The organism is Idiomarina abyssalis (assembly GCF_900116625.1).
GTDB classification, from domain to species: Bacteria; Pseudomonadota; Gammaproteobacteria; order Enterobacterales; family Alteromonadaceae; genus Idiomarina; species Idiomarina abyssalis.
The window spans coordinates 399,137-420,718 of the sequence record NZ_FPBE01000001.1; the positions used below are offsets into that span (position 1 = coordinate 399,137).

At 46.0% G+C, this 21,582-nt stretch carries 26 protein-coding genes; 14 read left to right on the top strand and 12 right to left on the bottom strand.

Annotation, left to right across the window (positions count from 1 at the left end):
- Positions 1-140 precede the first annotated feature (140 nt).
- Together BM359_RS01945 and hda are read left to right on the top strand one after the other, a co-directional pair.
- Complete coding sequence (locus tag BM359_RS01945) at positions 141-1,226, top strand: DUF2066 domain-containing protein (protein ID WP_224797518.1); 1,086 nt, start codon at positions 141-143, stop codon at positions 1,224-1,226.
- Positions 1,226-1,939 (top strand): DnaA regulatory inactivator Hda, encoded by a 714-nt coding sequence (hda, locus tag BM359_RS01950; protein ID WP_054487445.1) that lies wholly within the window; start codon positions 1,226-1,228, stop codon positions 1,937-1,939. Before BM359_RS01945 ends, hda begins: the two co-directional genes overlap by 1 nt.
- On the opposite strand, the gene BM359_RS01955 is transcribed toward hda, so the two are convergent.
- From BM359_RS01955 to arsC, 3 genes are read right to left on the bottom strand one after another with little or no spacing between them, the layout of a single operon-like run.
- Positions 1,936-2,325 carry a DUF2069 domain-containing protein gene (locus BM359_RS01955; protein WP_054487446.1) on the bottom strand — a complete coding sequence of 130 codons (390 nt, stop codon included), beginning with the start codon at positions 2,323-2,325 and terminating at the stop codon, positions 1,936-1,938. The two genes, hda and BM359_RS01955, sit on opposite strands and share 4 nt — an antisense overlap.
- A gap of 9 nt (positions 2,326-2,334) precedes the next feature.
- The gene (gene wrbA / locus BM359_RS01960) at positions 2,335-2,892 is read right to left on the bottom strand and encodes an NAD(P)H:quinone oxidoreductase (RefSeq protein WP_054487447.1); all 558 of its coding nucleotides are present in this window, start codon (positions 2,890-2,892) and stop codon (positions 2,335-2,337) included.
- The gene (gene arsC, locus BM359_RS01965) at positions 2,889-3,239 is read right to left on the bottom strand and encodes an arsenate reductase (glutaredoxin) (RefSeq protein WP_054487449.1); all 351 of its coding nucleotides are present in this window, start codon (positions 3,237-3,239) and stop codon (positions 2,889-2,891) included. The genes wrbA and arsC overlap by 4 nt, the downstream gene beginning before the upstream one ends.
- Before the next feature lie 59 nt (positions 3,240-3,298).
- Between arsC and BM359_RS01970 the strand changes: the two genes are divergently transcribed.
- Positions 3,299-3,748: a TlpA disulfide reductase family protein gene (locus BM359_RS01970; RefSeq protein ID WP_054487451.1), complete on the top strand. Its 450-nt coding sequence runs from the start codon at positions 3,299-3,301 to the stop codon at positions 3,746-3,748.
- Here the strand turns inward: BM359_RS01970 and bepA are convergent.
- Complete coding sequence (gene bepA / locus BM359_RS01975; protein WP_054487453.1) at positions 3,740-5,191, bottom strand: beta-barrel assembly-enhancing protease; 1,452 nt, start codon at positions 5,189-5,191, stop codon at positions 3,740-3,742. The two genes, BM359_RS01970 and bepA, sit on opposite strands and share 9 nt — an antisense overlap.
- Before the next feature lie 146 nt (positions 5,192-5,337).
- On the opposite strand from bepA, the gene BM359_RS01980 reads away from it, so the two are divergent.
- Positions 5,338-6,417 (top strand): AI-2E family transporter, encoded by a 1,080-nt coding sequence (locus tag BM359_RS01980; protein ID WP_054487455.1) that lies wholly within the window; start codon positions 5,338-5,340, stop codon positions 6,415-6,417.
- Positions 6,418-6,435: 18 nt separating this feature from the next.
- Here BM359_RS01980 and bcp read toward each other — a convergent pair whose 3' ends face one another.
- The gene (bcp, locus tag BM359_RS01985; RefSeq protein ID WP_054487457.1) at positions 6,436-6,906 is read right to left on the bottom strand and encodes a thioredoxin-dependent thiol peroxidase; all 471 of its coding nucleotides are present in this window, start codon (positions 6,904-6,906) and stop codon (positions 6,436-6,438) included.
- Between the two features lie 178 nt (positions 6,907-7,084).
- On the opposite strand from bcp, the gene dapA reads away from it, so the two are divergent.
- Genes dapA through purC form a run of 3 tightly spaced genes read left to right on the top strand, consistent with a single transcriptional unit; the run spans position 7,085 to position 9,800 of the window.
- Positions 7,085-7,975 (top strand): 4-hydroxy-tetrahydrodipicolinate synthase, encoded by an 891-nt coding sequence (dapA, locus tag BM359_RS01990; protein WP_054487459.1) that lies wholly within the window; start codon positions 7,085-7,087, stop codon positions 7,973-7,975.
- Positions 7,975-9,063: an outer membrane protein assembly factor BamC gene (gene bamC, locus BM359_RS01995; protein WP_054487461.1), complete on the top strand. Its 1,089-nt coding sequence runs from the start codon at positions 7,975-7,977 to the stop codon at positions 9,061-9,063. Before dapA ends, bamC begins: the two co-directional genes overlap by 1 nt.
- 23 nt (positions 9,064-9,086) lie before the next feature.
- Positions 9,087-9,800 carry a phosphoribosylaminoimidazolesuccinocarboxamide synthase gene (purC, locus tag BM359_RS02000; RefSeq protein WP_054487463.1) on the top strand — a complete coding sequence of 238 codons (714 nt, stop codon included), beginning with the start codon at positions 9,087-9,089 and terminating at the stop codon, positions 9,798-9,800.
- Here the strand turns inward: purC and BM359_RS02005 are convergent.
- The 5 genes from BM359_RS02005 to BM359_RS02025 are packed head-to-tail and all read right to left on the bottom strand — an operon-like array spanning position 9,797 to position 12,594.
- Entirely contained in the window at positions 9,797-9,955 is a 159-nt protein-coding gene (locus tag BM359_RS02005; RefSeq protein ID WP_054487465.1) for a DUF2897 family protein, read from the bottom strand. The genes purC and BM359_RS02005 overlap by 4 nt on opposite strands.
- On the bottom strand, positions 9,928-10,635 hold the full coding sequence (locus BM359_RS02010; RefSeq protein ID WP_054487467.1) for a M15 family metallopeptidase: 708 nt from the start codon (positions 10,633-10,635) through the stop codon (positions 9,928-9,930). Before BM359_RS02010 ends, BM359_RS02005 begins: the two co-directional genes overlap by 28 nt.
- Positions 10,629-11,759, bottom strand: coding sequence for a succinyl-diaminopimelate desuccinylase (gene dapE, locus BM359_RS02015; RefSeq protein ID WP_054487469.1), 1,131 nt, complete (start codon positions 11,757-11,759; stop codon positions 10,629-10,631). The genes BM359_RS02010 and dapE overlap by 7 nt, the downstream gene beginning before the upstream one ends.
- The gene (locus tag BM359_RS02020; RefSeq protein WP_054487471.1) at positions 11,756-12,100 is read right to left on the bottom strand and encodes an arsenate reductase; all 345 of its coding nucleotides are present in this window, start codon (positions 12,098-12,100) and stop codon (positions 11,756-11,758) included. The genes dapE and BM359_RS02020 overlap by 4 nt, the downstream gene beginning before the upstream one ends.
- Positions 12,101-12,120: 20 nt before the next feature.
- The gene (locus tag BM359_RS02025) at positions 12,121-12,594 is read right to left on the bottom strand and encodes a PTS glucose transporter subunit IIA (RefSeq protein ID WP_234972451.1); all 474 of its coding nucleotides are present in this window, start codon (positions 12,592-12,594) and stop codon (positions 12,121-12,123) included.
- Positions 12,595-12,808: 214 nt separating this feature from the next.
- On the opposite strand from BM359_RS02025, the gene yfbV reads away from it, so the two are divergent.
- Positions 12,809-13,243 carry a terminus macrodomain insulation protein YfbV gene (yfbV, locus tag BM359_RS02030; RefSeq protein ID WP_054487473.1) on the top strand — a complete coding sequence of 145 codons (435 nt, stop codon included), beginning with the start codon at positions 12,809-12,811 and terminating at the stop codon, positions 13,241-13,243.
- Between the two features lie 24 nt (positions 13,244-13,267).
- On the opposite strand, the gene xthA is transcribed toward yfbV, so the two are convergent.
- Positions 13,268-14,077, bottom strand: coding sequence for an exodeoxyribonuclease III (gene xthA, locus BM359_RS02035; RefSeq protein ID WP_054487475.1), 810 nt, complete (start codon positions 14,075-14,077; stop codon positions 13,268-13,270).
- Positions 14,078-14,198: 121 nt separating this feature from the next.
- Between xthA and BM359_RS02040 the strand changes: the two genes are divergently transcribed.
- The gene (locus tag BM359_RS02040; protein ID WP_054487476.1) at positions 14,199-14,522 is read left to right on the top strand and encodes a DUF3392 domain-containing protein; all 324 of its coding nucleotides are present in this window, start codon (positions 14,199-14,201) and stop codon (positions 14,520-14,522) included.
- Between the two features lie 15 nt (positions 14,523-14,537).
- Positions 14,538-15,605: a hypothetical protein gene (locus BM359_RS02045; RefSeq protein ID WP_054487478.1), complete on the top strand. Its 1,068-nt coding sequence runs from the start codon at positions 14,538-14,540 to the stop codon at positions 15,603-15,605.
- 1 nt (position 15,606) lies between these two features.
- Here the strand turns inward: BM359_RS02045 and BM359_RS02050 are convergent, their stop codons facing one another.
- Positions 15,607-16,077 carry an SEL1-like repeat protein gene (locus BM359_RS02050; protein WP_054487480.1) on the bottom strand — a complete coding sequence of 157 codons (471 nt, stop codon included), beginning with the start codon at positions 16,075-16,077 and terminating at the stop codon, positions 15,607-15,609.
- 101 nt (positions 16,078-16,178) lie between these two features.
- On the opposite strand from BM359_RS02050, the gene BM359_RS02055 reads away from it, so the two are divergent.
- The 4 genes from BM359_RS02055 (at position 16,179) to BM359_RS02070 (ending at position 21,581) form a co-directional block, all read left to right on the top strand.
- Positions 16,179-18,110 carry a PAS domain-containing hybrid sensor histidine kinase/response regulator gene (locus BM359_RS02055; RefSeq protein ID WP_054487482.1) on the top strand — a complete coding sequence of 644 codons (1,932 nt, stop codon included), beginning with the start codon at positions 16,179-16,181 and terminating at the stop codon, positions 18,108-18,110.
- Between the two features lie 65 nt (positions 18,111-18,175).
- Positions 18,176-19,012 carry an AAA family ATPase gene (locus BM359_RS02060; protein ID WP_054487484.1) on the top strand — a complete coding sequence of 279 codons (837 nt, stop codon included), beginning with the start codon at positions 18,176-18,178 and terminating at the stop codon, positions 19,010-19,012.
- 8 nt (positions 19,013-19,020) lie between these two features.
- Positions 19,021-20,190: a vWA domain-containing protein gene (locus BM359_RS02065; protein ID WP_054487485.1), complete on the top strand. Its 1,170-nt coding sequence runs from the start codon at positions 19,021-19,023 to the stop codon at positions 20,188-20,190.
- Positions 20,187-21,581, top strand: coding sequence for a phospholipase D family protein (locus tag BM359_RS02070; protein WP_054487487.1), 1,395 nt, complete (start codon positions 20,187-20,189; stop codon positions 21,579-21,581). Before BM359_RS02065 ends, BM359_RS02070 begins: the two co-directional genes overlap by 4 nt.
- The last annotated feature ends 1 nt before the right edge of the window (position 21,582 follow it).

The following is a 21,582-nucleotide window of genomic DNA, read 5'->3' on the forward strand; positions in this document are numbered from 1 at the left end:
CTTCGTCCGTTTGTGGCAATACTACCTTTAGTCGCTTTATTTTCCTAGCGAAGATTCCCACAAGCTTATCCACAAGTTGTTACTTGCTGTTCGCTATCTGGCTGTTTAATATGCTCTCAAAGTCTTATTTGGATAATGACATGTCAAAGTCGAAGATTCATTACGTGGCAGTCGCTTTTTTTATGCTGTTAGCCACTTTTACGGCAACAGATGCTGAAGCGCGGTTAATTGAAAATTTGTATTCGGCAGAAGTTGAAGTCGCGTCACAAAGTTCATCGCACCGAAAGCAGGCAATTGGTGAGGCTTTTGATCGAGTCATTATTAAGCTCACCGGGAAATCGGATGCGACAGAGCACGAAGCGATAAAACGAGCCAAGCGAGATGTCAATAATTACCTGGTGCAATATGGTTACAGCGATAACCAAGGGCAACGAACGTTAACAGCCACGTTTGACGGCAGGAAGTTAAGAGCACTTCTTGCCGAGCATCAACTGCCTTACTGGGGGAGTCGCAGACCTCAGTTAATGTTGTGGATTGTGAAAGAAAGTGACAACGGGCAACGCACAATAATTGACAGTAACAGTGAATCTGTTTTTACCCAGCAACTTCGATTTTTTGCAAAACAGTACAGTATTCCGGTGCAACTGCCGCTAATGGATTTAACCGATAATTTCACCATTAGCGCAATGGATGTCTGGGGGCGCTTTTTAGACCCGGTTAGGACAACGACAGAGCGGTATGGTACGGATGGGTTACTGGTAGCACGTATTGTTCGCCAGGAGAACGAGGAAGCACCCTGGAGTTTGAATTGGTTCGTAGAAATTGGTGATGACAGGTTTGCCGGAGAAGTGACGGCAACAAGCGTTGACTGGTTGGCAGAACCTTTAGTAGAACAGTTAATGATGAAGCTGTCAGCTAAATACAGCATGACCGCCGGTGATGAGAACGTACGTAATACACTGACGGTAAAAGTTGAGCAGTTAAACAGTCTGAGCAGTGTTTTAAAACTGGAAAGCTTTTTGAAAAGTATTGTATCGGTCCGGGAGGTTCGCTTATTGAAATACTCTCAGAATATGAGCGAATTCGAGATTGTTGTGAACGGACCGGTCGACCAAATACTGCAGGCTATCAACCTGGATGGGCGTCTTGTTTCTCAGGAAGTTGGTCCTTTTGTTGCTGCAAAACAAACGGAAACCCCCGTTTACCGCTGGGATGAGGGTCGCTGATGCCTCCACAGCAATTGCCGCTGGCTGTTCAGTTACCGGACGATGAGCTTTTTTCCACCTTTCTTGAGGGCAATAACGCGACCTTATTAAGTTGGTTAAAAGCCTTACCCGAAGCTAAACCTCCGTTAAAAAGAAATCAGCAGTTAACCTGGTTGTCGGGAGCAAGCGGTGTGGGGAAAAGCCATTTAATGCACAGTGTTATTGCATCGGTTGGGCCTCAGCAGCGTATTGCTTATTTACCATTAAAGGAACTTGTTGAGGTTGATGCAGAAGCGGTGTTGAACGGTATTGATCAAGCTGATCTTATTTGCCTGGATGATATTGACACTGTGACGTTGAAACAGGACTGGTGCTTCGAACTGTTCTCTTTAATTAACCGGGTAACCGATAATGAGTCTACCCGGCTCATTATGACAGCAAAGCAGTCGGCGGCTCAGACCGAGGTCGTATTGCCGGACTTACAGTCGCGCTTTCAATGGGCAACGGGGTTTCAGGTACACCCGTTAAACGATGATGAGAAAAATAACGCTTTAATACTCAGAGCACAATGGCGTGGACTGGAGCTTCCTGCCGATGTGGCGGCTTTTATGACTCAGCGACTGGGCCGTTCTATGCGTGATTTAATGAAAGCCCTGAATGAACTTGATCAAGCTTCTATTACCTATCAGCGACGCTTAACAATTCCTTTTGTTAAGCAGGTTCTGGAAATTTAGTTGTAGTCTTTTAGCTTTTTAAGTCCTAAACCTTCTGCTCGTCCTTGATAACGGGCATAACCGGTTGCCCCGATAAAGGCTCCGGTTGTCAATATGATTTCCAGTATCGACCAAATCCGCTCGTCCGGATGTGTGTAAACAACAGTGAGTCCGTGAAGAAAGTAAAACATTAAAATAAAGTTGGTCCACGCGTGTGTGTAGGCTTTGCCTTTAACCAAACCGTAGAGTGGGAATAACAAAGGCAGTACCCATAAAACAAGAGCAATATAAACGGGCAGCGTTCCTGGCGCATCGGTTGGCATACCGTGCCATAAAGCCACCAAGACAAGTAATGGCCAGTAGAAAACCTGTGTTAACCAGCGGTAAAAGCGCGGAGATGTCGGCATTTAAAATTCCTATGATGAAAGCTTGCTAGCAAAGTTTGTAACCCGTTTGCCTAGTGCAATAGCACATTGACGTTCATGCTCAGTCAGCTTGTTACTGTGCTCGTGGTGACTGGCTCCGTATGGTGAGCCACCCGATTGAGTTTGATGTAGGGCCGGTTCCGAATAGGGAATACCAACTAACATCATACCATGGTGGATTAAAGGCAGTGCCAGTGTTAGCAGCGTTGACTCCTGTCCACCATGAAGTGAGCTGGATGAAGTAAATACGGCACCCGGCTTATCGGTCAATGCGCCTTGCAACCATTCACGAGAGGTTCCTTCCCAAAACTTCTGCAGGCTTGATGCCATATGACCAAAGCGGGTCGGGCTTCCGAGAATCAGTGCGTCACAGTTTTCAATATCGCTGTTTTCAACTTCCAGATCTCTGTCACTGACCGCATTACTGCCGTGCCCAGTGCTACGCAGAACAGCTTCGCCACCTGCGCTGGTTACTCCTTCTGCAATAGCGTCGGCAAGCCTTTGTGTTGCCCCGTTGCGGCTGTAATACAGGATCACGACAGAAGTCATGACAGAATATCCAAAACGGCTTCTGGAGGACGCCCAATAGCGGCTTTGTCCCCGGAAATGACAATAGGGCGCTCAATCAGTTTGGGGTTGTTGATCATAGCGGTAATTAATTCGTCTTCGTCGTTTATGCCGGCTAGCCCCAACTCTTTATAGACAGTCTCTTTTTTTCTCATGAGTTGCTCAGCAGAGAGGTTTAATTTAGCCAGTATGTCTTGTAATTCTGCCGCATTCGGGGGTGTTTTAAGGTACTCGACAATTTCCGGTTCAATATTATTTTTCTGCAGTAGTTCCAAAGTTTGTCTTGATTTTGAACAACGTGGATTATGATAAATTGTTACTTGGCTCATAAGTGTCGTACCTTGTAGTATCTGAATATCCGTTAATAGTAACGTAATTGAGGTAAGGAATGAAACTGAGAACACTAGTCTACGCCGCCACGGTGTTATTGATAACGGCATGCTCACCAAAGCCAGATGTTATTACCGACCAAAACAATGAGTTCAGTTGGTCTCAGCTTGAAGGCAAAACTGTTGTTGTTAACTATTTTGCTGAATGGTGCGCGCCGTGTTTGCGAGAACTTCCGGAACTTAATGAATTTAACAGCCATAAACCCGAAAATGTTGAACTAGTTGGAGTAAGTTTTGACCCGATGTCGAATAGCGAACTCGCTGATCTCAAAAAGCGCCATGGCATTGAATTCCAACTGGCGCTGATGGACCCTGCACCTGCGTTTCCATTTCAACGCCCACAAATGTTACCGGCAACCTATGTGATAAAGCCTGATGGCACGGTAAAAGGCCCCCTTATGGGCGAGCAAGATCTTGAATCATTGGAAAGTGCCATTAATTCACATTAAGTTTTGTACTTGCTGCTCTAAGTTACGAATTTGGTCAATACGTGCGTTAAGTCGTTTGTGAGTAAGGTCACTGTCTGTATGATTATGAGCCGTATGCAACTGATCGATAGCCAGTTTAAAGTTACCTCTTAGCGCGAGTGCCTCAGCGCGAGTTTCATACATAGCCGCACGTTTTCCATTACGTTCATAAACCTGGGTAAGAAGGTCAAGCGCGAGTGGATCATTGGGTTGTTGTAACAGAAAGTCTCGTAGCAGCTTCTCTGCCAGAGAGGTGTCCTGCGCCTTCAGGGCAGCATTGGCAAAATTTAATGTAATAACGGGTTCATTGGGTTGTTGAACATACTTGCCGCGCAACCAATCCAATACCGTTTCATAGTCATCTTTTGCAAGCAAAATATCGGTTTGAACATCGATATAAAAGGGGTTGTTGGGTGCTCGCTCCAGCAAAGGCTGCATCAGCTCAAGGGCAACATCGGTATGACCGTTATCTAAAGCACGTATCGCAAGAGCGTACTGTCCGGCTTGCTGGTTTATCGCGTTACGGCTAGAGCGCATAGATTGAAAGTCGCTTTGGGTGCTGTTGCCAATATATCGAGCCTGAATTCTGGCCTTTGCCAGAGCAAAATCGAGACTTGGCGGGACATCGACACGTTGCATGTTTTCTGCCCGGCTTCGGGTATCGGCAATACGAGACTCCGGAAGGGGATGCGTCATTAGCATTTCAGGCGGTTTGCTGACGTACCGGTACTTCTCCGCTAGACGCCCAAAGAAATCAGGGGCACCTCTTGGGTCAAACCCGGCGGCTAACAAAACTGAAAGGCCAATGCGGTCAGCCTCTTGTTCATACATTCTGGTGTAATTAATTTGAGACTGTCCGGCCATACCTATAGTGGTATACAGTCCCGCCGCTCCGGCTTCTGGATTCGCCATGCCGACTAAAATTGACCCAATAATGCCAGCTATGGTCATTGGCATGCTGCGTTGCTGCTCCTGCATGCGTCGCACAATATGGCGTTGAGTTATGTGCGCAACCTCGTGCCCCAGCACTGCGGCCAGTTCTGACTCGGTTCTGGCTTCGTCAATTAACCCTGTGTGCACACCAACGTATCCGCCCATAAAAGCGAAGGCATTAATTTCTTTATTGTTAATCCAGAAAAAGTTAAATGGGTATCGGACACCACTGGTATTTCTTACCAGGCGCTGACCGATACTATTTAAATAGCTATCTAACACCGGATCGTGAATGATAGGGGCTTGTGAGCGCACTTGTCGCATATAGAAGTCGCCAACCACACGTTCACGCTCAATACTCATGAAGGCTGCACCAGTGGTGCCTATCTCCGGTAAACGCTTATTATCCTGAACGGCATTACTTGCAGCGCTATAGCTTATTGAAAAAGTGAATAAGCAAGCGATAAAAAAGTGTAATATTTTGGTGGACATCAACGACTCATTGGTTCAATGGAACAGGTTCTATCTAACTATCAGAACAGAATTCTTATCTTTAGTTCCTTTTTACTCTATGGGGTTATGGAAAGATTGCAAGGGCTGATATTATCAATAGAACTTAAGAATAAGGGACGATGACTATGTGGGAATATATTCAGCAGTGGTATAGACGGAAATTTTCAGACCCTAATGCGGTGACTTTGTTTCTATTACTGGTAGTTACTGTACTTGTCATTGTGCTTTTTGGCAGTTTAATCGTGCCTTTATTAATCGCTATTTCTTTAGCGTACCTGCTAGATTGGCCTGTGATGCGACTCATGCAGTTAGGATTGTCTCGACTTACAGCGACCATTATTACATTTTCCCTGTTCCTGGCAGTAATGCTCATTGGCTTACTGACGCTGGTGCCAGTTATTTGGCAGCAGAGCACGACCTTAATTCAGGAAATGCCGGATATGGTGACCAACCTACAAATTTGGCTACATAAGTTGCCCGAGATGTTTCCCGGCATCGTTGATGACCACCAAATTAATGAATTCACTCAAGAAATGAAGCGACGGGCGGTCGGTCTGGGTGAGAACCTGCTAACGGTCTCGTTAACTTCTATTGTTAACGTTATGGCTATGTTGGTTTATTTAATTATCGTGCCGTTACTCATTTTCTTTATGCTAAAAGATCGGGATATTTTAATTGCTCACTTTAGTCGGTTGTTGCCTTCAAACAGACAGCTAATTTCGCAGGTGGGGCAGGAAATGAACCTGCAAATTATGAACTACATTCGTGGTAAAGCCATAGAAGTGGTCGTGGTTGCCGTAGTAACCTTTGTTACCTTCAGTCTGTTTGGTTTGCGTTATTCGGCGTTGCTTTCCATTATGGTGGGGCTATCCGTTTTAATTCCTTATATTGGGGCCGCGGTTGCAACGATACCGGTTGTGCTTGTGGCTTTGTTCCAGTTTGGCCCGACAGCCGCATTTGTCTGGGTTACTGTCGCTTATTTAATTATTCAGGCCCTGGATGGCAACCTTTTAGTGCCGCTATTATTCTCTGAAGCTATAAGTCTGAATCCGGTTTATATTATTGCCGCGGTATTAATTTTCGGCGGTATTTGGGGCTTCTGGGGCGTTTTCTTTGCTATTCCGTTGGCGAGTTTGGTTAAAGCCGTCTTAACAGCCTGGGACAGTAATACGGGTGACAATATGGTGGAAGAAACACCGCAATAATGCGGTGTTTCTGGAGTATTAAGCTTGTTTTAGGTGATCCAGTACTACGTCATGGTGCTCTTTTGTTTTAAACTTATTAAATACCTGAGACACGGTTCCGTCTTGTTCAACTAAAAAGCTAATACGGTGGATACCATCGTATTCTTTACCCATAAACTTCTTGAGTCCCCAAACTCCAAAATCTTCAGCAACTTTATGGTCTTCATCGCTTAACAAAGTAAAGTTTAACTCATCACGTTCGGTAAATTTCGCTAAACGCTTAGGCGCATCAGGACTAATGCCAACAGATACAACATTAAACTCTTCAAGCTGCTTACGACTGTCGCGTAAGTTTTGTGCCTGAACGGTACAACCGGGGGTCATGGCTTTAGGGTAGAAATAAACCAGTACACGATGCTCTTTTAATAACTCAGATAAAGTGACGGAGTTTTCATTCGCATCAAGTAAGGTGAAATCCGGTGCTTTATCTCCGGCTTTTAGTGTTTGCATAGCTTTCTCCTGGAACTTCGTTAACAGTACGCTACATGATAACGGACACAAGCAAACTTGGAAAATGCTTAAGTCGCAGAAGTTTATGGAACCTTCTTGGTAACTTATGTTCCTATCACTTGTGTTTCGTTAGGGCTGGCATTACCATTGGAGCCCCAATTTAGGACTTGGAGAATGTATGCTTAAGGGCAGTATTGTCGCTTTAGTTACCCCTTTTACAAAATATGGCAATGTCGATTACAGCGAACTTGAGTTTCTGGTGAATAAACATTGCGAAGCGGGTACGGACGCTATTGTAGCGGTTGGCACGACAGGGGAGTCAACAACCTTAACGCATGAAGAGCATATTGATGTCGTTAATGCGATGGTCGAACTTAGCGCAGGACGTATTGATATTATTGCTGGTAACGGTTCAAACTCGACCAGCGAAGCGGTGCAATTAACTGAAAAAATGACTCAGGCAGGTGTGAGTGGATTTTTAAATGTTACGCCGTACTACAATAAACCTTCTTTAACCGGTCTTATTGCACATTACAAGGCTTGCGCCGACGCCTCTGATAAACCCCAAATCCTATATAATGTTCCGGGCCGTACAAGTCTTGATATGACACCTGACATGGTCGAACAGTTAGCAAAAATTGATAATGTTATTGGTATAAAAGAAGCAACTGGTGAAGTAAGTCGTGTACAAGAGCTGAAAAAGCGCTGTGGCGATGACTTTATATTGTTAAGCGGTGATGATCCGACAGCACGCGAATTTATGTTTGCGGGTGGTCATGGCGTTATTAGTGTTACTGCCAATATTGTCCCTGCCAAAATGAAAGAATTGGTTACGGCTGCAGTTTCAGGTGATACCGAGCGGGCTAATCAAATCGATGCTGAGCTGGAACCTTTGCATAATATGTTATTTGTTGAATCCAACCCAATACCTGTTAAATGGTCTTTAGCGTTAATGGGCTGGGTAAGTGCAAACTATCGACTGCCTCTGACTCCTCCGGAAGAACAGAATCAACAATTGATTGAGTCAGTGTTGCAAAAAGCAAATCTATTGAATATTCAGGAGTCTTAATGAAATTGTCTCGCCTTGCGTATATGGGCTTAGCTGCCGCAGTTATCACAGGTTGTTCTTCGGTAGAAAAAGAACGTGCAAGTGGCGGGTTTGAGTATGTGAATATTCAGCCGACTTCAGCACTGGATATTCCGGGGGACCTGGAACAGCCGGAAAAAGGAAGTAAGTATCGAATTCCTGAAACCGATATTGCACAAGCTCCTATTGGCCACCGGGTTAACATTACTGCCCCTCAGCAAGTTCGTCCTCTGGGTTTAGGAAGTCGCGTTTTAGAAACTGAAACAGAAACTCGGGTGTATTTTGACGTTGTCGATGGCATGGGTGATTCAGTTGCTGAATTTGTTCGTCAGGCAGCGCGAGATGTTCTGAAGCGCCGTAACCTTGAATGGCAAGAAGTTAACGAGAACCGTTGGTTAACTGAGCAAATGACCATTCAGCAAACAATTGATGGAGAAGGCGGCTTTCTAGGTTTTGGTGGTGAAAGCGACAGTGAGTTAGAAAGAACATTTCGTTACGAGTTGCTTCAGGAAACAGAGTCTCACAAGCGTACGACAAGTTTGCGGGTAAATGTTAATGACTTCACCCAAGTCGTTGGTGGTGAAGAGAAAGTGGTTGCTCCACTCATTGTTCGAAACCTGGAAACCGATTTATTAAACGCTATTATTTCTGAAGTGAACCGTAAGCAGCAATTGGCTGTTGCCCGTAATAAAGCAGAAGGAATTGATACTCGTTTATCACAAGCGGCTGAAGGTCACTCTATATTTGTGGTTGAAGATAACTTCGATCAAGCATGGCCACTGGTTAACCTTGCTCTGGAAGAAATTGGGTTCGAAGTTGACGACTTAAACCGTGAATCAGGCACTTACTTTGTTGAGTATAGTGAACCGGGTAGTGGCTTCCTGTTTATCGGCGGCGATGACTATGAAAACCTTGGTATAGCTGAAGGTGAGTACGAATTCTGGTTATTGGATGACGGCGAGAATACATCGGTTACGGTTTATAAAGACGATAAACTTGTCTCGGATGAATGGATGAACAAAGTATTTGAAGCCTTTAAAGCAGCTGTTAAACAGCAAAGCAAACTTTAACTTAAGCGCGAGTGGAAAGATTCATGGAAAAACGCAGTGAACTGTATCGGGGTAAAGCAAAGACGGTCTATCATACCGACGATCCTAACCGTCTTGTTCTGGAGTTTCGTAATGACACTTCAGCGTTCGACGGCGAAAAGGTCGAACAGCTTGATGATAAAGGAATGGTAAATAACAAATTTAACCACTTTATTATGGCTAAATTAGAAGAAGCCGGTATTCCGACACAGTTGGACGAATGCTTAAACGATACCGATTCGTTGGTGAAAAAACTGGATATGATTCCGGTTGAATGTGTTGTTCGTAACGTCGCTGCTGGCTCTCTGGTTCGCCGTTTAGGTGTTGAAGAAGGTAAAGAACTTAATCCACCAACATTTGAATTCTTTTTGAAAAACGATGCGTTACACGACCCTATGGTTAATGAATATCACATTCAGGCCTTCGGTTGGGCAACGGCAGAGCAAATTGAAAAGATGAAAGAACTGACGTTTAGAGTGAACGACGTACTTAAAGCTTTGTTTGCCGATGCAGGTTTGCTGCTGGTTGATTACAAACTTGAATTTGGCGTGTTTGACGGGCAAATCATGCTGGGTGATGAGTTCACTCCAGACGGTTGTCGCTTGTGGGACGCTGAAACCCGTGAAAAGCTCGACAAAGATCGTTTTCGTCAGGGCTTAGGCGGCGTTGTTGAAGCGTACCGGGAAGTTGCTAAACGTCTGGGCGTGAAGCTGGATTAGTCTTTTTTATCGGGTTCCTGGTCGGAGTCGTCTTCGGTTTTAGACGATTTCGTACCAGGCCATTTAAACTTCGCTGTATATTTTAAGACCATAATATTGCTGATAACGACACCCAGTACTAACAGTATCAGTAACCACACCAAATATTCGTCCATCCGTCATCCTCCGTTATTGTATCGACATACTGTTTTTTAATTTGCTCCAGATTTTCCAATATGATGTGCTTGCCTTCAATAGCAAGCGAATTGATGGTTTCGGTCAGTAACTCCAGGTTCAGCTGCTGGTGGCATTCTTTCGCCACTGGGCGGTAACTTAAATGCCATGGTTCCTGGGCAACGCCTCCCTGATAACGGGCGTACGGAAAAAAGAAGCCGCTTTCGTGAGCATGTTGAGTTAGCCATTGCCAAAGTGTATGACAGGGGCCTTCCGCATCCGTATATTCTGCTGGTACTAAACGTAATTTAAGCTCATTGCTTTGAAATGGGCGAGGGTCATAGATATCGAAGTCACTTCCCCAGTGATGTCGGCTACTGCCAGGTAATGCAGACCAGTGCAAAATAGCGTGCATTTTTTCTGTATCGGTTAAGGTGGAAACATCCAGCGGCTCACCTTGTTTGGACAACAGTGGCAACTTGCCTCGCCATTTTCTGTTCCAGATAGAGAGCTGCCTGTCCAGTGAACGGAACCCGCTGGCAATAGCGAGCTCAATTCCATTAGTGGCCGCTGCTTTCTGCATAGCAAGATAAGCTTGTGCGGCATCCGGGTGAAGTTTATGCCCGTCTACCGCAGTTAGATGTGTTTCAGAGGCGCCCGTAAGCTCGTTGCTACTCAACATAGTAGCTTCTCCATACAGCGGTAATACACTTCGCTGAGCTTGTCTAAATCACTGGCTTTAACGCATTCGTTCACTTTATGAATGGTGGCATTGACGGGGCCAAGTTCTATTACCTGAGCTCCGGTCGGCGCAATGAAACGTCCGTCGGAAGTACCACCAGCGGTGGAGAGGGTTGTCGAAAAGCCACACTCATGCTCAATGGCAGACTGAACGGCCTCTACAAGCGCGCCGGAATCGGTTAAAAACGGTGGTCCGTTAAGCTTCCATTGCAGTTTGTATTTTAATGAATGCTTATTGAGAATTGCCTCAACCCGCTGCTTAATTTTGTCCGCGGTCAGTTCAGTTGAGAAGCGAAAGTTGAACTGTGTCTCAATACGTCCTGGTATCACATTTCCTGCACCGGTTCCGGCCTGAATGTTTGACACCTGAAAGGTCGTTGGCGGAAAGCTGTCGTTGCCTGTGTCCCATTCCTCTTGAATCAAGTCACTGAGTGCGGGGGCAAGGTCGTGTACCGGGTTTTGTGCCAGATGAGGGTAAGCAACGTGGCCTTGTATGCCTAATACCGTTAAGTCACCGGTTAAACTGCCCCTGCGACCATTTTTAACAATGTCTCCTAGAGTTTCGGTACTAGAGGGCTCACCAACAATGCACCAGTCAATTTTTTCGTTACGCTGTTCCAGCGTCTCGATAACCCGCTTGGTTCCGTTAATAAAAGGCCCTTCTTCGTCACTGGTGATCAAAAAACCAATATCAGCATCAACCTCAGGGTAATCCTTTACGAAACGTTCGGTCGCGGTGAGCATAGCCGCTAAACTGCCTTTCATATCGGCTGCACCGCGCCCATAAAGATAGCCATTATGAATCGTTGGCTGGAATGGAGGAAACTGCCAGTCGTTGACATCACCAGGAGGAACCACATCGGTGTGCCCGGCGAAACAAAACAGTTTACGGCCCTGACCACGACGCGCCCATAAATTGGTTGTGTCCTCAAAGATCATGGATTCGAGCTCAAATCCCAACGCTGCGAGCCTTTCACCGATAAGCTGCTGGCAGCCTTCATCTTCTGGTGTAATCGAAGGGCGGGAAATGAGCTCATGAGCAAGTTTTAGTGTCTCTGAACTCATAAGTAGCGTTCGCTCCAGAGTTTTTCATTAAAACCACAATGAATAGCCTGGCCGTACTGAACCAGTGGACGTTTAAACAGAGTTGGTTGCTCGGCAATTAATTCAGCTACCTTAGTTGTATCTTCAAGAGCCTTTTGTTCATCAGAAAGATTACGCCAACTGGTACTGCGTTTGTTCAATAGCGACTCTGCAGGCAGTTGCTGTAACCAAGCGTTTACCGTTTCTTTTTGTAATGGCTGCTGCCGAACGTCAATAAATTCGTAATCGACTTTGTTTTTATCTAACCATTTAAGTGATTTTTTAACGGTGTCGCAGTTTTTTATGCCATAAACGCGCAACATAGGTACAGCTCCTGTCGGTGTTAATAAGTAATAAGTGGACTGTCTTTTGCGGTAACGAGTCCGGATTGCAGCCAGTCAAAGGGTTCAGTTATCTGTTCAGGACCGAGCGAACAAATGAGAACCGCAAGCCGTTGTTGCACAGGCTTTAAACTGCGCAGCAACGACTGGTTAATTTTAACCAGAGGATCGCCGCATTTAACCTGGCTTTGTTCACGGCAAAGTACGGTCAAAGCTGGGTGGGTTCCGAAGGCATCGCCTGAACCTGTGATTAACTGTAGAGAGTAGGTGTCATTCAGACGTAAAGACAAGTAATCGCCACTACTGCTTATCTGGGTTAGTTCGCCATCAGCCGGCGCATACAAGGTACTGCCGGTCATTTCTATGACAACGCCTTTACCGAGTAAACCATGCTGGCATACTGGTGGAGAAGGTTGCGCTGTGATAATGCGTCCGGTTATCGGCGCATAGAGAATGGGAAGCTTACTTGTTGTCACTGCTGACACCATGCTACTGACTAATTCAGGTAGTATAGTGGCAAAGCTAAAGGCTGGCTGCAACTGTATCCACATTAACTGTGGATATCTTTGTGCACTACGCGGTTGTAAGGCTGTAACTACATGAAAAATAAAGACAATATCGAAAGTGCGAATATCGTACAATAGACAGATAATCGTTTATAATTACATCAGGTTTGGCAAAGAGGTCATCATGAGTCGTTCATTTTTTGCTGTTTTAAGAGATGGAAAGGTGTATGCCGATAAATGGCCTCATCATTCAGTTGTTGCCGCTATGGCTGAATCGAGAATTATACCGGTAACACGCAAGGCCATTAGCTGGACTCCGGCCATTGCTGTTTTAAATGCAGCATTAACCTGGCAATTTATGCCAGAAGAACAACTGGCTCCGGGATTTATGCTGTCTTTAATTATGCTAAGCCTGCCGTTGCAGGGATTATACTGGCTGGGGTGGCGTTCGAGACAACTACTAAAGCCTTCGTTGCGTCATTGGTATAAAGAATTAAGAGACAAGCTAAGAAAACAAGGCGTTGAGTGCCATCCACAAGGTAAAAAAGGGCCGGAGTATATGGATCTCGCAATTATTTTGCGCAAAGCGCTGGAAACATTACCGCCGGAAGAACATTAATATCAACCGGCGGCAATGTGTTAATCAGACTGTAAAGGTTGACCAGACAGGCGCGTGATCGGAAGGCTTCTCGATACCCCTGAGTTCGTAGTCTATGCCGCTGTCCTCGCACTTTGTTGCCAATGTTTGTGTGGCGAGAATAAGATCAATCCGCAGTCCGCGGTTATCGTCAAAGCCACGAGAGCGATAATCAAACCAGCTAAACTGGTTATCCACATCTGGGTTTAGTTTGCGGTAGGTGTCTGTAAAGCCCCAGTCCATGAGCTTTTGCATCCACTCACGCTCTTCTGGTAGGAAGCTGCACTTGCCGGTTTTCAACCAACGCTTTTTGTTGTTCTCACCAATGCCGATGTCCAGATCGATGCGGGATATATTCACGTCACCCATAACTATAACGGGCTGCTCAGGAGAGAGGTCGTTATCCAGATAGCTCATTAAGTCCTGATAGAATTTCTCTTTTGCCGGAAATTTGGTTGGGTGATCGCGACTTTCTCCCTGAGGAAAATAACCGTTTAAAATGCGCACATAACTACCGTCGTTAAGTTGATAGTCACCCATAATCATTCGGCGCTGGGCGTCTTCGTCGTCAGAAGGAAAGCCAAACTGAGGGTTTTCCAGAGGCTTTTTACTGAGCATTGCTACTCCGTAGTGGCCTTTCTGCCCATGGAAAATGACGTGATAACCCATTGCCTCTACGTCTTTTAACGGAAACTGGTCATCGTGGACTTTAGTTTCCTGAAGGCCGATGACATCAGGTTGATGTTTATCGATTAACGCTTGCAGCTGGTGCAGACGTGCGCGTATACCATTGATATTAAATGAGATGATTTTCATTGAACGTCCTATAAATAAGCCTCTTTATTGTCGTAGGATAACACAGCAAAAGGCAAACTTGGGATGCGAACGCTCGAGAAAATTCGTATACTCGGGCGACGATTTTGAGAGGGGTATTAGCATGCAGAATGTGCTAAATAATCTGGGCTTAATGATTCGCCCGCATTTTTACGAGTTAGCCATGATGATTATTGCCACATTGCTGGTCATCTATGGTGCCGAAGTTAACCGTATGGTGAAAAGGCAAGTGGGCCACTGGCACTTTGTGTTCCGTACAATGGCCTTTATTCTTGTTTGTGCTTTTGGGTATGGTTGGTTAACCGTTTGGTTCACACCGGTTTTAGCCGGATGGTTAAGTCTTATTCCGCTTCATTTGCTGGCGGTTAGCACTATTGGAATATTATTCTTGCTGGGGTTCCTCGCAGAAAGAAAACGACAACTATAAGCCTGGGAAGGTGGTATGACAGATTGGATTGACATAAAGGCTGGAGCCTCGGCTTATCAGCATATACAGGAGCAGGGGCTTACCGCCGACGATGTCGGTTTGTTATTAGGCGCCTCCGGCGGACCTAAGTGGTTTGTGCTCCAGGGGCTGGACCGGTGGATGTTTGGCGAATTTTTTAAAGACAAAAAAGAGCCTCTTAATACCTTAGGGACTTCTGCCGGTGCATGGCGTTTCGCGGCGCTTGGGCAGCAGGACCCAGTAGCAGCCAGTGACTTATTCTGTCGTTTATACAGAACCCAGACTTACAGCGCGAAACCTGACAGGGATGAGATAACCAGCGAAGCTAAAGCTTTATTGGCCAAGTATGTTCCCGAGCAGGCAGTAACTGAAATTTTAGGTCAGTCGGCCGTACGGCATCATTTCATTGTTGCTCGATGCCGGGGGTGGACAGCCGCTGAAACAAAGAAACAAATGCTGGGTTTGTTAAGCTCTGCTTTTGCTAATGGCTTAAATCGTCGGTGGTTAGGGCGGTTTTACGAGCGAGTTATTTTTCATCACCCGCAGTCGGATCTTAGCTTTTCGCGAGGTTGGCGCGACTTGCCGACACACCACGTTGAGCTGACCCATGAAAATTTTCAGTCGGCTCTGTTAGCGACAGGTTCAATTCCTCTGGTGTTGGACGGTGTTACCGACATTCCGGGAGCGCCAACAGGAACATACCGTGACGGCGGGATCACTGACTACCATTTCGATTTAGACTTGTCAGAAGTTAATGGTCTGGTGCTTTATCCTCACTTCCACCGCGAAGCAATTCCGGGTTGGTTCGATAAACGTCTGAGTTGGCGGCGGACTACCGGGAAAAAATGGCCTAACGTAGTATTTGTTACACCATCAGAAGACTTCATTCAGTCTTTACCTTACGGCAAAATTCCAGACAGAACAGATTTTGCGAGTCTGGATGCAGCGACTCGTATCGATTACTGGGAAAAAGCGGTTGATGCGGGCAAACGCATGGCGGATCAGCTTCAGGACTGGGTAGCCAGTGGCAAGCTTCGTGAAAAAACTAAGCTGTGGCATCCTTAAGCTACAGACCATGGACGTCGAAGCTGGCCTCACAAATTTGCTCAAAGCGCTCGGCAGCCAATTGACGGGCGCTGTTTAATTCTCTAGCGGTCAGTTTATGGAGCAAATCATTAATAATTTGCTCCGCCTCAACCTCTCCGGCTCTATCCGCCAGTGTTAGCCAGCAGCAGGCGTGAAAGACACTTTCAGGTAAGTCTTTACCTTGCAAAAACATTTGTCCTAAATATAACATCGCTTTGCTGTGACCAAAAAGTGCTGCTCTACGGAAATGCTTCGCAGCTTCAAAACCGTTTCCGGCCTTCAATAAATCAGCCGCTCTTACGTAGTGATGTTTAGCAAAACGCTGCCAGTATTCGGGGCCGCGGATGGTGGGCTGTTGTCTGGCAGGTAAACGAGTCTTAGCCAACTCTATGAGTTGATCAACCTGCTTTAGTAGCGCTGTTTGCCATTCATTGACGTTTGCCTGGGTCATCCGAGTATCGTTGTTTTTATGTTATTGTTTTTGCCAGTGTACACCAAGTTGCTAGTGCGGCAAACTGGTCGAAGTAAAGCCTCTAAAGAGAGTCTAAGTTGATGACAACACCTGTAACTAATGAAAATTTAGCGGCCCTGCTGAATGTGGGCAGCCGCTTAAGCCTATTTGTATGGGAGGACTCTCCTGGCTGGCCGGTTCTTTTTGTGTCTGACAACATTGAAAGTCTGCTTGGCTATAAGAAGGAAAGATTAGAAAAACGAGAAATAGAATATCGTGATCTGATTCATCAGGATGACCTTCCACGCGTTATGGATGAGGTGGAAGTTCTTTTAGGGAAAGAATCCGGTGGCTCAATAACGCATCAGGATTATCGGGTAAAGCATGTTAACGGGCAAGATGTCTGGGTGTCCGATACCACAGTGGTAATGCAGCATGAAGATGGCACTAACCATCTGTATGGTTATTTAATCGATATTACTGAGCGTAAACAGTTGCAAATAGCCTTGGAAATGGAACGTAACCGGTTACAACTCATTTTAGACGCAACGCGGCTGGGCACCTGGGAATGGAATCCGCAAACGGGAGTCACAATTTTTAATAAGCGCTGGGCCAATATGTTTGGTTGGGAGGTGAACGAACTGGAGGCAAATGTAGAAAGCTGGTCAAGTCGTTTGCATCCGGAAGATTACGACGGCGTTTGGCGAGCCATTAAAGACCACCTGGACGGTATTACCCCCTTTTACGAGAGTACGCATCGGATAAGACATAGAGAAGGGCATTGGGTTTATGTTCTGGATCGGGGAAAGATTATAGAGCGCGATAGTGAAGGCCGGGCGATTCGTTACACGGGTACCGTTACCGACGTGACTGAACAGAAAAAAGCGGAACTCGATGCCCGCAGGGCGGCACATGCGAAAAATGTATTCCTGGCCAATATGTCTCATGAAATTAGAACTCCACTGCATGGCATACTGGGTATAGCTTCAGTGTTAGAATCGACGAACCTCAACTCTCACCAACAGCAGTTGCTTGCCACTATTAAGAACAGCGGTGACTACTTGTTGACCACACTGAACGACGTACTTGATTTAACCCGGGCAGAAGAGGGGCAGCTGAAGGTGACTTTAGGAGTGCACTCTCCAGTCAGGGTATTACACCATGTTATTCGTTTGTTTGAGCAACCGATAAAGGACAAAGAGTTAGACTTTATTGTGGATATTAGCGAAGACATTCCGGAAAGCGTGTTGATGGATCAGGCTCGGGTGGCGCAGGTTGTCAGTAACCTGGTCAGTAACGCATTAAAGTTCACTACAAATGGCTCCATTTCTGTCAGCGCAAGCTGGCAAGGCTACGAAAACAAGAAAAACGAAGGGGAACTGGTTGTAAAAGTCCAGGATACAGGGAAGGGGATCCATGATACCCAGCGGATATGGCAACTGTTTGAGCAAGAGCAGGATGGCTTTAACCGGCCGGAAGGTGGAAGTGGACTTGGACTGGCTATTGTTCGCAATATTGTACAATTATTGAGCGGTACCATTCAGGTTGATAGCAAACCTGATCACGGTTCTTGTTTCACCCTTTGTCTGCCCATGACGGTTCAGATCGCAGGAGCGAATGAACCAAAGACTGAGAAGATGCCACCTTTACCCAAAGTGCAAGTTTTGGTTGTCGATGATAATAAAATAAATCAGCTGATAATAAAGGAGATGCTGTTGTCTCTGAATCAGAATGTTGAGCTGGTGAGCGACGCACAAAATGCGCTGAAGATGATGCAGGCAAGAAACTACGATGTATTGTTTATGGACCTTCATATGCCGCATATGGACGGTATGGAAGCAACTCGGGTGCTGCGCGAAATGGACATCCATCAGCCCTATGTTATTGCTTTAACTGCCGATGCTTACCCTGAGACCCGGACTCAGGCGTTGCGTGCCGGAATGAATGATTATGTCACCAAACCATTTGTTAAGGCAGATATTGCAAAGGTTCTTCAAAGATTTACTGAGCTGCAGAGCAGAAAAGCTCGCTGATTGGCACAACCCTTGATGCCTGTTGTACCATAGGCGCAGTTTTCACTGAATTAAGGGATCCAAGAATGGAGTTTAGTAGCAGTTCTCAGTATGTCGTTTCGCAGGAACTGGCAACAGCCGTCAATGCCGCGGTGACGTTAGAAAAGCCGTTATTATTAAAAGGTGAGCCTGGCACCGGGAAGACGCGCCTGGCTGAAGAGTTAGCGAGAGCATTAGATACCGAGCTGCTGCAATGGTCTATTAAATCAACCACAAAAGCACAGCAAGGCTTGTATGAATACGACGCTGTATCGCGGTTACGTGATAGCCAGCTGGGTAGTGATAAAGTCCACGATATCAGTAATTATATTCGTCCTGGTAAGCTTTGGCAGGCATTTACAGCAGAAAAGCGTCCAGTTCTGCTTATTGATGAAATTGATAAAGCCGATGTTGAGTTTCCTAATGACTTACTGCACGAACTGGATCAAATGGCCTTTCATGTTTACGAAACAGGTGAACAGATAAAAGCGCAGCAACGTCCTATTGTGCTTATAACATCGAATAATGAAAAAGCCCTGCCGGATGCGTTTTTACGTCGGTGCTTTTTTCATTACATTCAGTTTCCTGACAGTGACACGTTAAAAGCCATTGTTGATGTCCACTTTCCGAACTTGCATAAGAACTTACTTGATACTGCTTTGGCACTTTTCTTTGAGTTAAGAGACGTTCCCGGATTGAAAAAGAAGCCTTCAACCTCGGAACTGCTGGATTGGCTGAGACTTTTACTTGTTGAAGATATTGACGCGAATTCGCTACGAAAAAGCCGCGAACAAGGCGGTTTACTGCCTCTGTCAGGCGCTTTACTTAAGCATGAACAGGATGTCGAGCGCTTAGCAGAATACGCTCGCATCCAACGGCGCTAAACCGCATTATGTTTATCGATTTTTTTCAAACTCTGCGTCGGCATGGGCTTAAAACCAGCATTACCGAATGGCTGGATTTGCTCAGCGCAATGAAGGCTAACTTGGCTTTCGCCGATGTCGAGCAGTTTTATTATTTGTCCCGGCTTATTCTGGTCAAGGACGAGTCTCATTATGACAAGTTTGATCGTGCGTTCAGCGAGTATGTGGATAAGGTTGCTAAGGTCGATGTGACCGATAAGATACCTAAGGACTGGCTGGAAAACGCACTGAAACGAAACTTAAGCGAAGAAGAAAAGAAAAAGGTACAGCAACTTGGTAGTCTGGATGAGTTAATGAAAACCTTTCACGAACGCTTAAAGGAACAACAGAAGCGTCACCAGGGAGGCTCGAAATGGATTGGTACCGGAGGAACATCGCCCTTTGGAGCTTATGGTTACCATCCCGGAGGTATTCGAATAGGCCAGGATGGCAATCGTAATCGAAGTGCGGCCAAGGTGTGGGATAAACGCGAGTTTCGTGACCTTGATGATAACGCCAGACTGGAACAACGCGGCTTTCAGATGGCTCTTAGAAAGCTAAGACAATTTGCGCGCACTGGCGCGGCTAGCGAACTTGACTTAAAAAGCACCATTGAAGCTACGTCAAAAAAAGGTGGTTTACTTGATCTGAAGTGGCAGTCTGAGCGACATAATGCGGTTAAAATTATTTTGTTGCTGGATGTTGGTGGGTCAATGGATGATTATGTTTATCAATGTGAGCAATTGTTCACGGCGTTAAAAAATGAGTTTAAGCATTTGGAGTTGTTCTATTTTCATAACTGCGTTTATGAAGGTGTCTGGCGCGAGAACTCCAGACGTCGGCAGGAGCAAATTCCGACGGAGCAGTTAATTCAGACATATGGCGAGGACTACAAGTTGCTGTTTGTCGGAGATGCGACAATGGGTCCGTATGAAATTGCATACCCCGGAGGCAGTGTTGAACATTGGAATGAAGAGCCCGGCGAAGCCTGGATGAACCGTTTAACTCAGCACTTCGAAAAAGTGGCCTGGCTCAACCCGCAGCCTGAAGAGCATTGGCGGTATTACATGTCGGTGCGGATGATAAATGATTTAGTCGGAGGCAGAATGTACCCGCTGACTCTTGACGGTCTGGAACGGGCAATAAGTGGCATAAAATGACTCCTTTACTGGCGGCCTCTGCCGATAATAAGTTTCAGTTTCTAAGCGATGCGCATCGGGCGCTTATTGCCAGAGTCCGTTTAATACGTGAGGCAAAATACCATATTGCTTTGCAATACTATTTGTGGCGCCCGGATAGTAGCGGCCTGACACTGCTAAAGGAGTTGCTAGACGCTGCCGAGAGGGGCGTGCGCATTGATTTGTTGTTGGATGATTTACACAGCAAACCGTTGGAGCCGCTATTACGAGATTTATCTTCCCGAACCAATTTTACGATTAAACTCTTTAACCCGTTTAGACATCGCCGTTGGCGCTGGCTTAACTGGCTTACCGACTTTAAGCGAATGAACCGTCGAATGCACAATAAGGCCTTACTGGTCGATGGAAAAGTTGGCATTGTAGGTGGGCGTAACGTTGGTAATGAGTATTTCGGCACCCATGCCGGTCAACTCTTTTCCGATCTTGATGTTATTGCCAAAGGTGAGGTTGTTAATAAGCTTCTTGAGGACTGGCAACACTACTGGAATTGTCATTTGTCGGTGCCGGTCAGTTCAATAAAGTCGAGCAATCAGAAACGACTATTTGAGGATATTTGGTCCGGATTCCAAAAGCGCCCTGAACTTCAGGATTTAAAGCAGTTTGTTCTGTCGGACGAACATTTGAATAATTTTTCGGACAAAGACTCCGAGCGTTGGTATGAAGCGCCTGCCATTGTGGTCAGTGATGACCCTTTAAAGGCTCAGTTGAATAGCAAGCCGCAACGGCTGGTTACGCAACAACTAGCAAAGACATTGGGCTCAGCGCAGCATTCAATTGTGATGGTTTCTCCCTACTTTGTCCCGACACCCGCTGGTGTTAAAGAACTCGAGAATTTGTCAGAGCAGGGGGTTAAGGTTCGGGTCCTGACTAATTCGTTAGCAGTAACCGATGTGCCGGCAGTACATGCTGGTTACCAGCGTCATCGCCGACGCTTATTACTGTCAGGGGTACAGCTATTTGAGTTGCGCCGAACAGAAGAGAAGCGTCTGCGCAAAGATGTCAGGCCATATTTTAGGCGCTCAGCCTCAAGTCTGCATGCGAAAACAGTAGCCGTTGACGCTAAGAGAGTGTTTGTTGGTTCGTTTAATTTTGATCCGAGATCAGCTCAGATCAATACAGAATCAGGCTTGTTAATCGAGTCGGTAGAGATGGCAGAACGAATTAACGCAATGTTTGAGCATGAATTACCGCTACGCACCTACGAAGCGAGGCTTAATCGTTTTTATAAGCTGTACTGGCTGGATAAAAGTAAAATACCGGCACTGAGGCTTTATAAAGAGCCGGGGGCCGGTATTTGGCGGCGCTTGGCGGTCTGGTTAACCGCCCGTTTGCCGGTTGATCACTTGCTTTAAA

Excerpts from the sequence above, each read along its gene's own strand:
- BM359_RS01945 (WP_224797518.1), top strand. The coding sequence starts at position 141 with ATGTCAAAGTCGAAGATTCATTACGTGGCAGTCGCTTTTTTTATGCTG.
- hda (WP_054487445.1), top strand. The coding sequence starts at position 1,226 with ATGCCTCCACAGCAATTGCCGCTGGCTGTTCAGTTACCGGACGATGAG.
- BM359_RS01955 (WP_054487446.1), bottom strand. The coding sequence starts at position 2,325 with ATGCCGACATCTCCGCGCTTTTACCGCTGGTTAACACAGGTTTTCTAC.
- wrbA (WP_054487447.1), bottom strand. The coding sequence starts at position 2,892 with ATGACTTCTGTCGTGATCCTGTATTACAGCCGCAACGGGGCAACACAA.
- arsC (WP_054487449.1), bottom strand. The coding sequence starts at position 3,239 with ATGAGCCAAGTAACAATTTATCATAATCCACGTTGTTCAAAATCAAGA.
- BM359_RS01970 (WP_054487451.1), top strand. The coding sequence starts at position 3,299 with ATGAAACTGAGAACACTAGTCTACGCCGCCACGGTGTTATTGATAACG.
- bepA (WP_054487453.1), bottom strand. The coding sequence starts at position 5,191 with ATGTCCACCAAAATATTACACTTTTTTATCGCTTGCTTATTCACTTTT.
- BM359_RS01980 (WP_054487455.1), top strand. The coding sequence starts at position 5,338 with ATGTGGGAATATATTCAGCAGTGGTATAGACGGAAATTTTCAGACCCT.
- bcp (WP_054487457.1), bottom strand. The coding sequence starts at position 6,906 with ATGCAAACACTAAAAGCCGGAGATAAAGCACCGGATTTCACCTTACTT.
- dapA (WP_054487459.1), top strand. The coding sequence starts at position 7,085 with ATGCTTAAGGGCAGTATTGTCGCTTTAGTTACCCCTTTTACAAAATAT.
- bamC (WP_054487461.1), top strand. The coding sequence starts at position 7,975 with ATGAAATTGTCTCGCCTTGCGTATATGGGCTTAGCTGCCGCAGTTATC.
- purC (WP_054487463.1), top strand. The coding sequence starts at position 9,087 with ATGGAAAAACGCAGTGAACTGTATCGGGGTAAAGCAAAGACGGTCTAT.
- BM359_RS02005 (WP_054487465.1), bottom strand. The coding sequence starts at position 9,955 with ATGGACGAATATTTGGTGTGGTTACTGATACTGTTAGTACTGGGTGTC.
- BM359_RS02010 (WP_054487467.1), bottom strand. The coding sequence starts at position 10,635 with ATGTTGAGTAGCAACGAGCTTACGGGCGCCTCTGAAACACATCTAACT.
- dapE (WP_054487469.1), bottom strand. The coding sequence starts at position 11,759 with ATGAGTTCAGAGACACTAAAACTTGCTCATGAGCTCATTTCCCGCCCT.
- BM359_RS02020 (WP_054487471.1), bottom strand. The coding sequence starts at position 12,100 with ATGTTGCGCGTTTATGGCATAAAAAACTGCGACACCGTTAAAAAATCA.
- yfbV (WP_054487473.1), top strand. The coding sequence starts at position 12,809 with ATGAGTCGTTCATTTTTTGCTGTTTTAAGAGATGGAAAGGTGTATGCC.
- xthA (WP_054487475.1), bottom strand. The coding sequence starts at position 14,077 with ATGAAAATCATCTCATTTAATATCAATGGTATACGCGCACGTCTGCAC.
- BM359_RS02040 (WP_054487476.1), top strand. The coding sequence starts at position 14,199 with ATGCAGAATGTGCTAAATAATCTGGGCTTAATGATTCGCCCGCATTTT.
- BM359_RS02045 (WP_054487478.1), top strand. The coding sequence starts at position 14,538 with ATGACAGATTGGATTGACATAAAGGCTGGAGCCTCGGCTTATCAGCAT.
- BM359_RS02050 (WP_054487480.1), bottom strand. The coding sequence starts at position 16,077 with ATGACCCAGGCAAACGTCAATGAATGGCAAACAGCGCTACTAAAGCAG.
- BM359_RS02055 (WP_054487482.1), top strand. The coding sequence starts at position 16,179 with ATGACAACACCTGTAACTAATGAAAATTTAGCGGCCCTGCTGAATGTG.
- BM359_RS02060 (WP_054487484.1), top strand. The coding sequence starts at position 18,176 with ATGGAGTTTAGTAGCAGTTCTCAGTATGTCGTTTCGCAGGAACTGGCA.
- BM359_RS02065 (WP_054487485.1), top strand. The coding sequence starts at position 19,021 with ATGTTTATCGATTTTTTTCAAACTCTGCGTCGGCATGGGCTTAAAACC.
- BM359_RS02070 (WP_054487487.1), top strand. The coding sequence starts at position 20,187 with ATGACTCCTTTACTGGCGGCCTCTGCCGATAATAAGTTTCAGTTTCTA.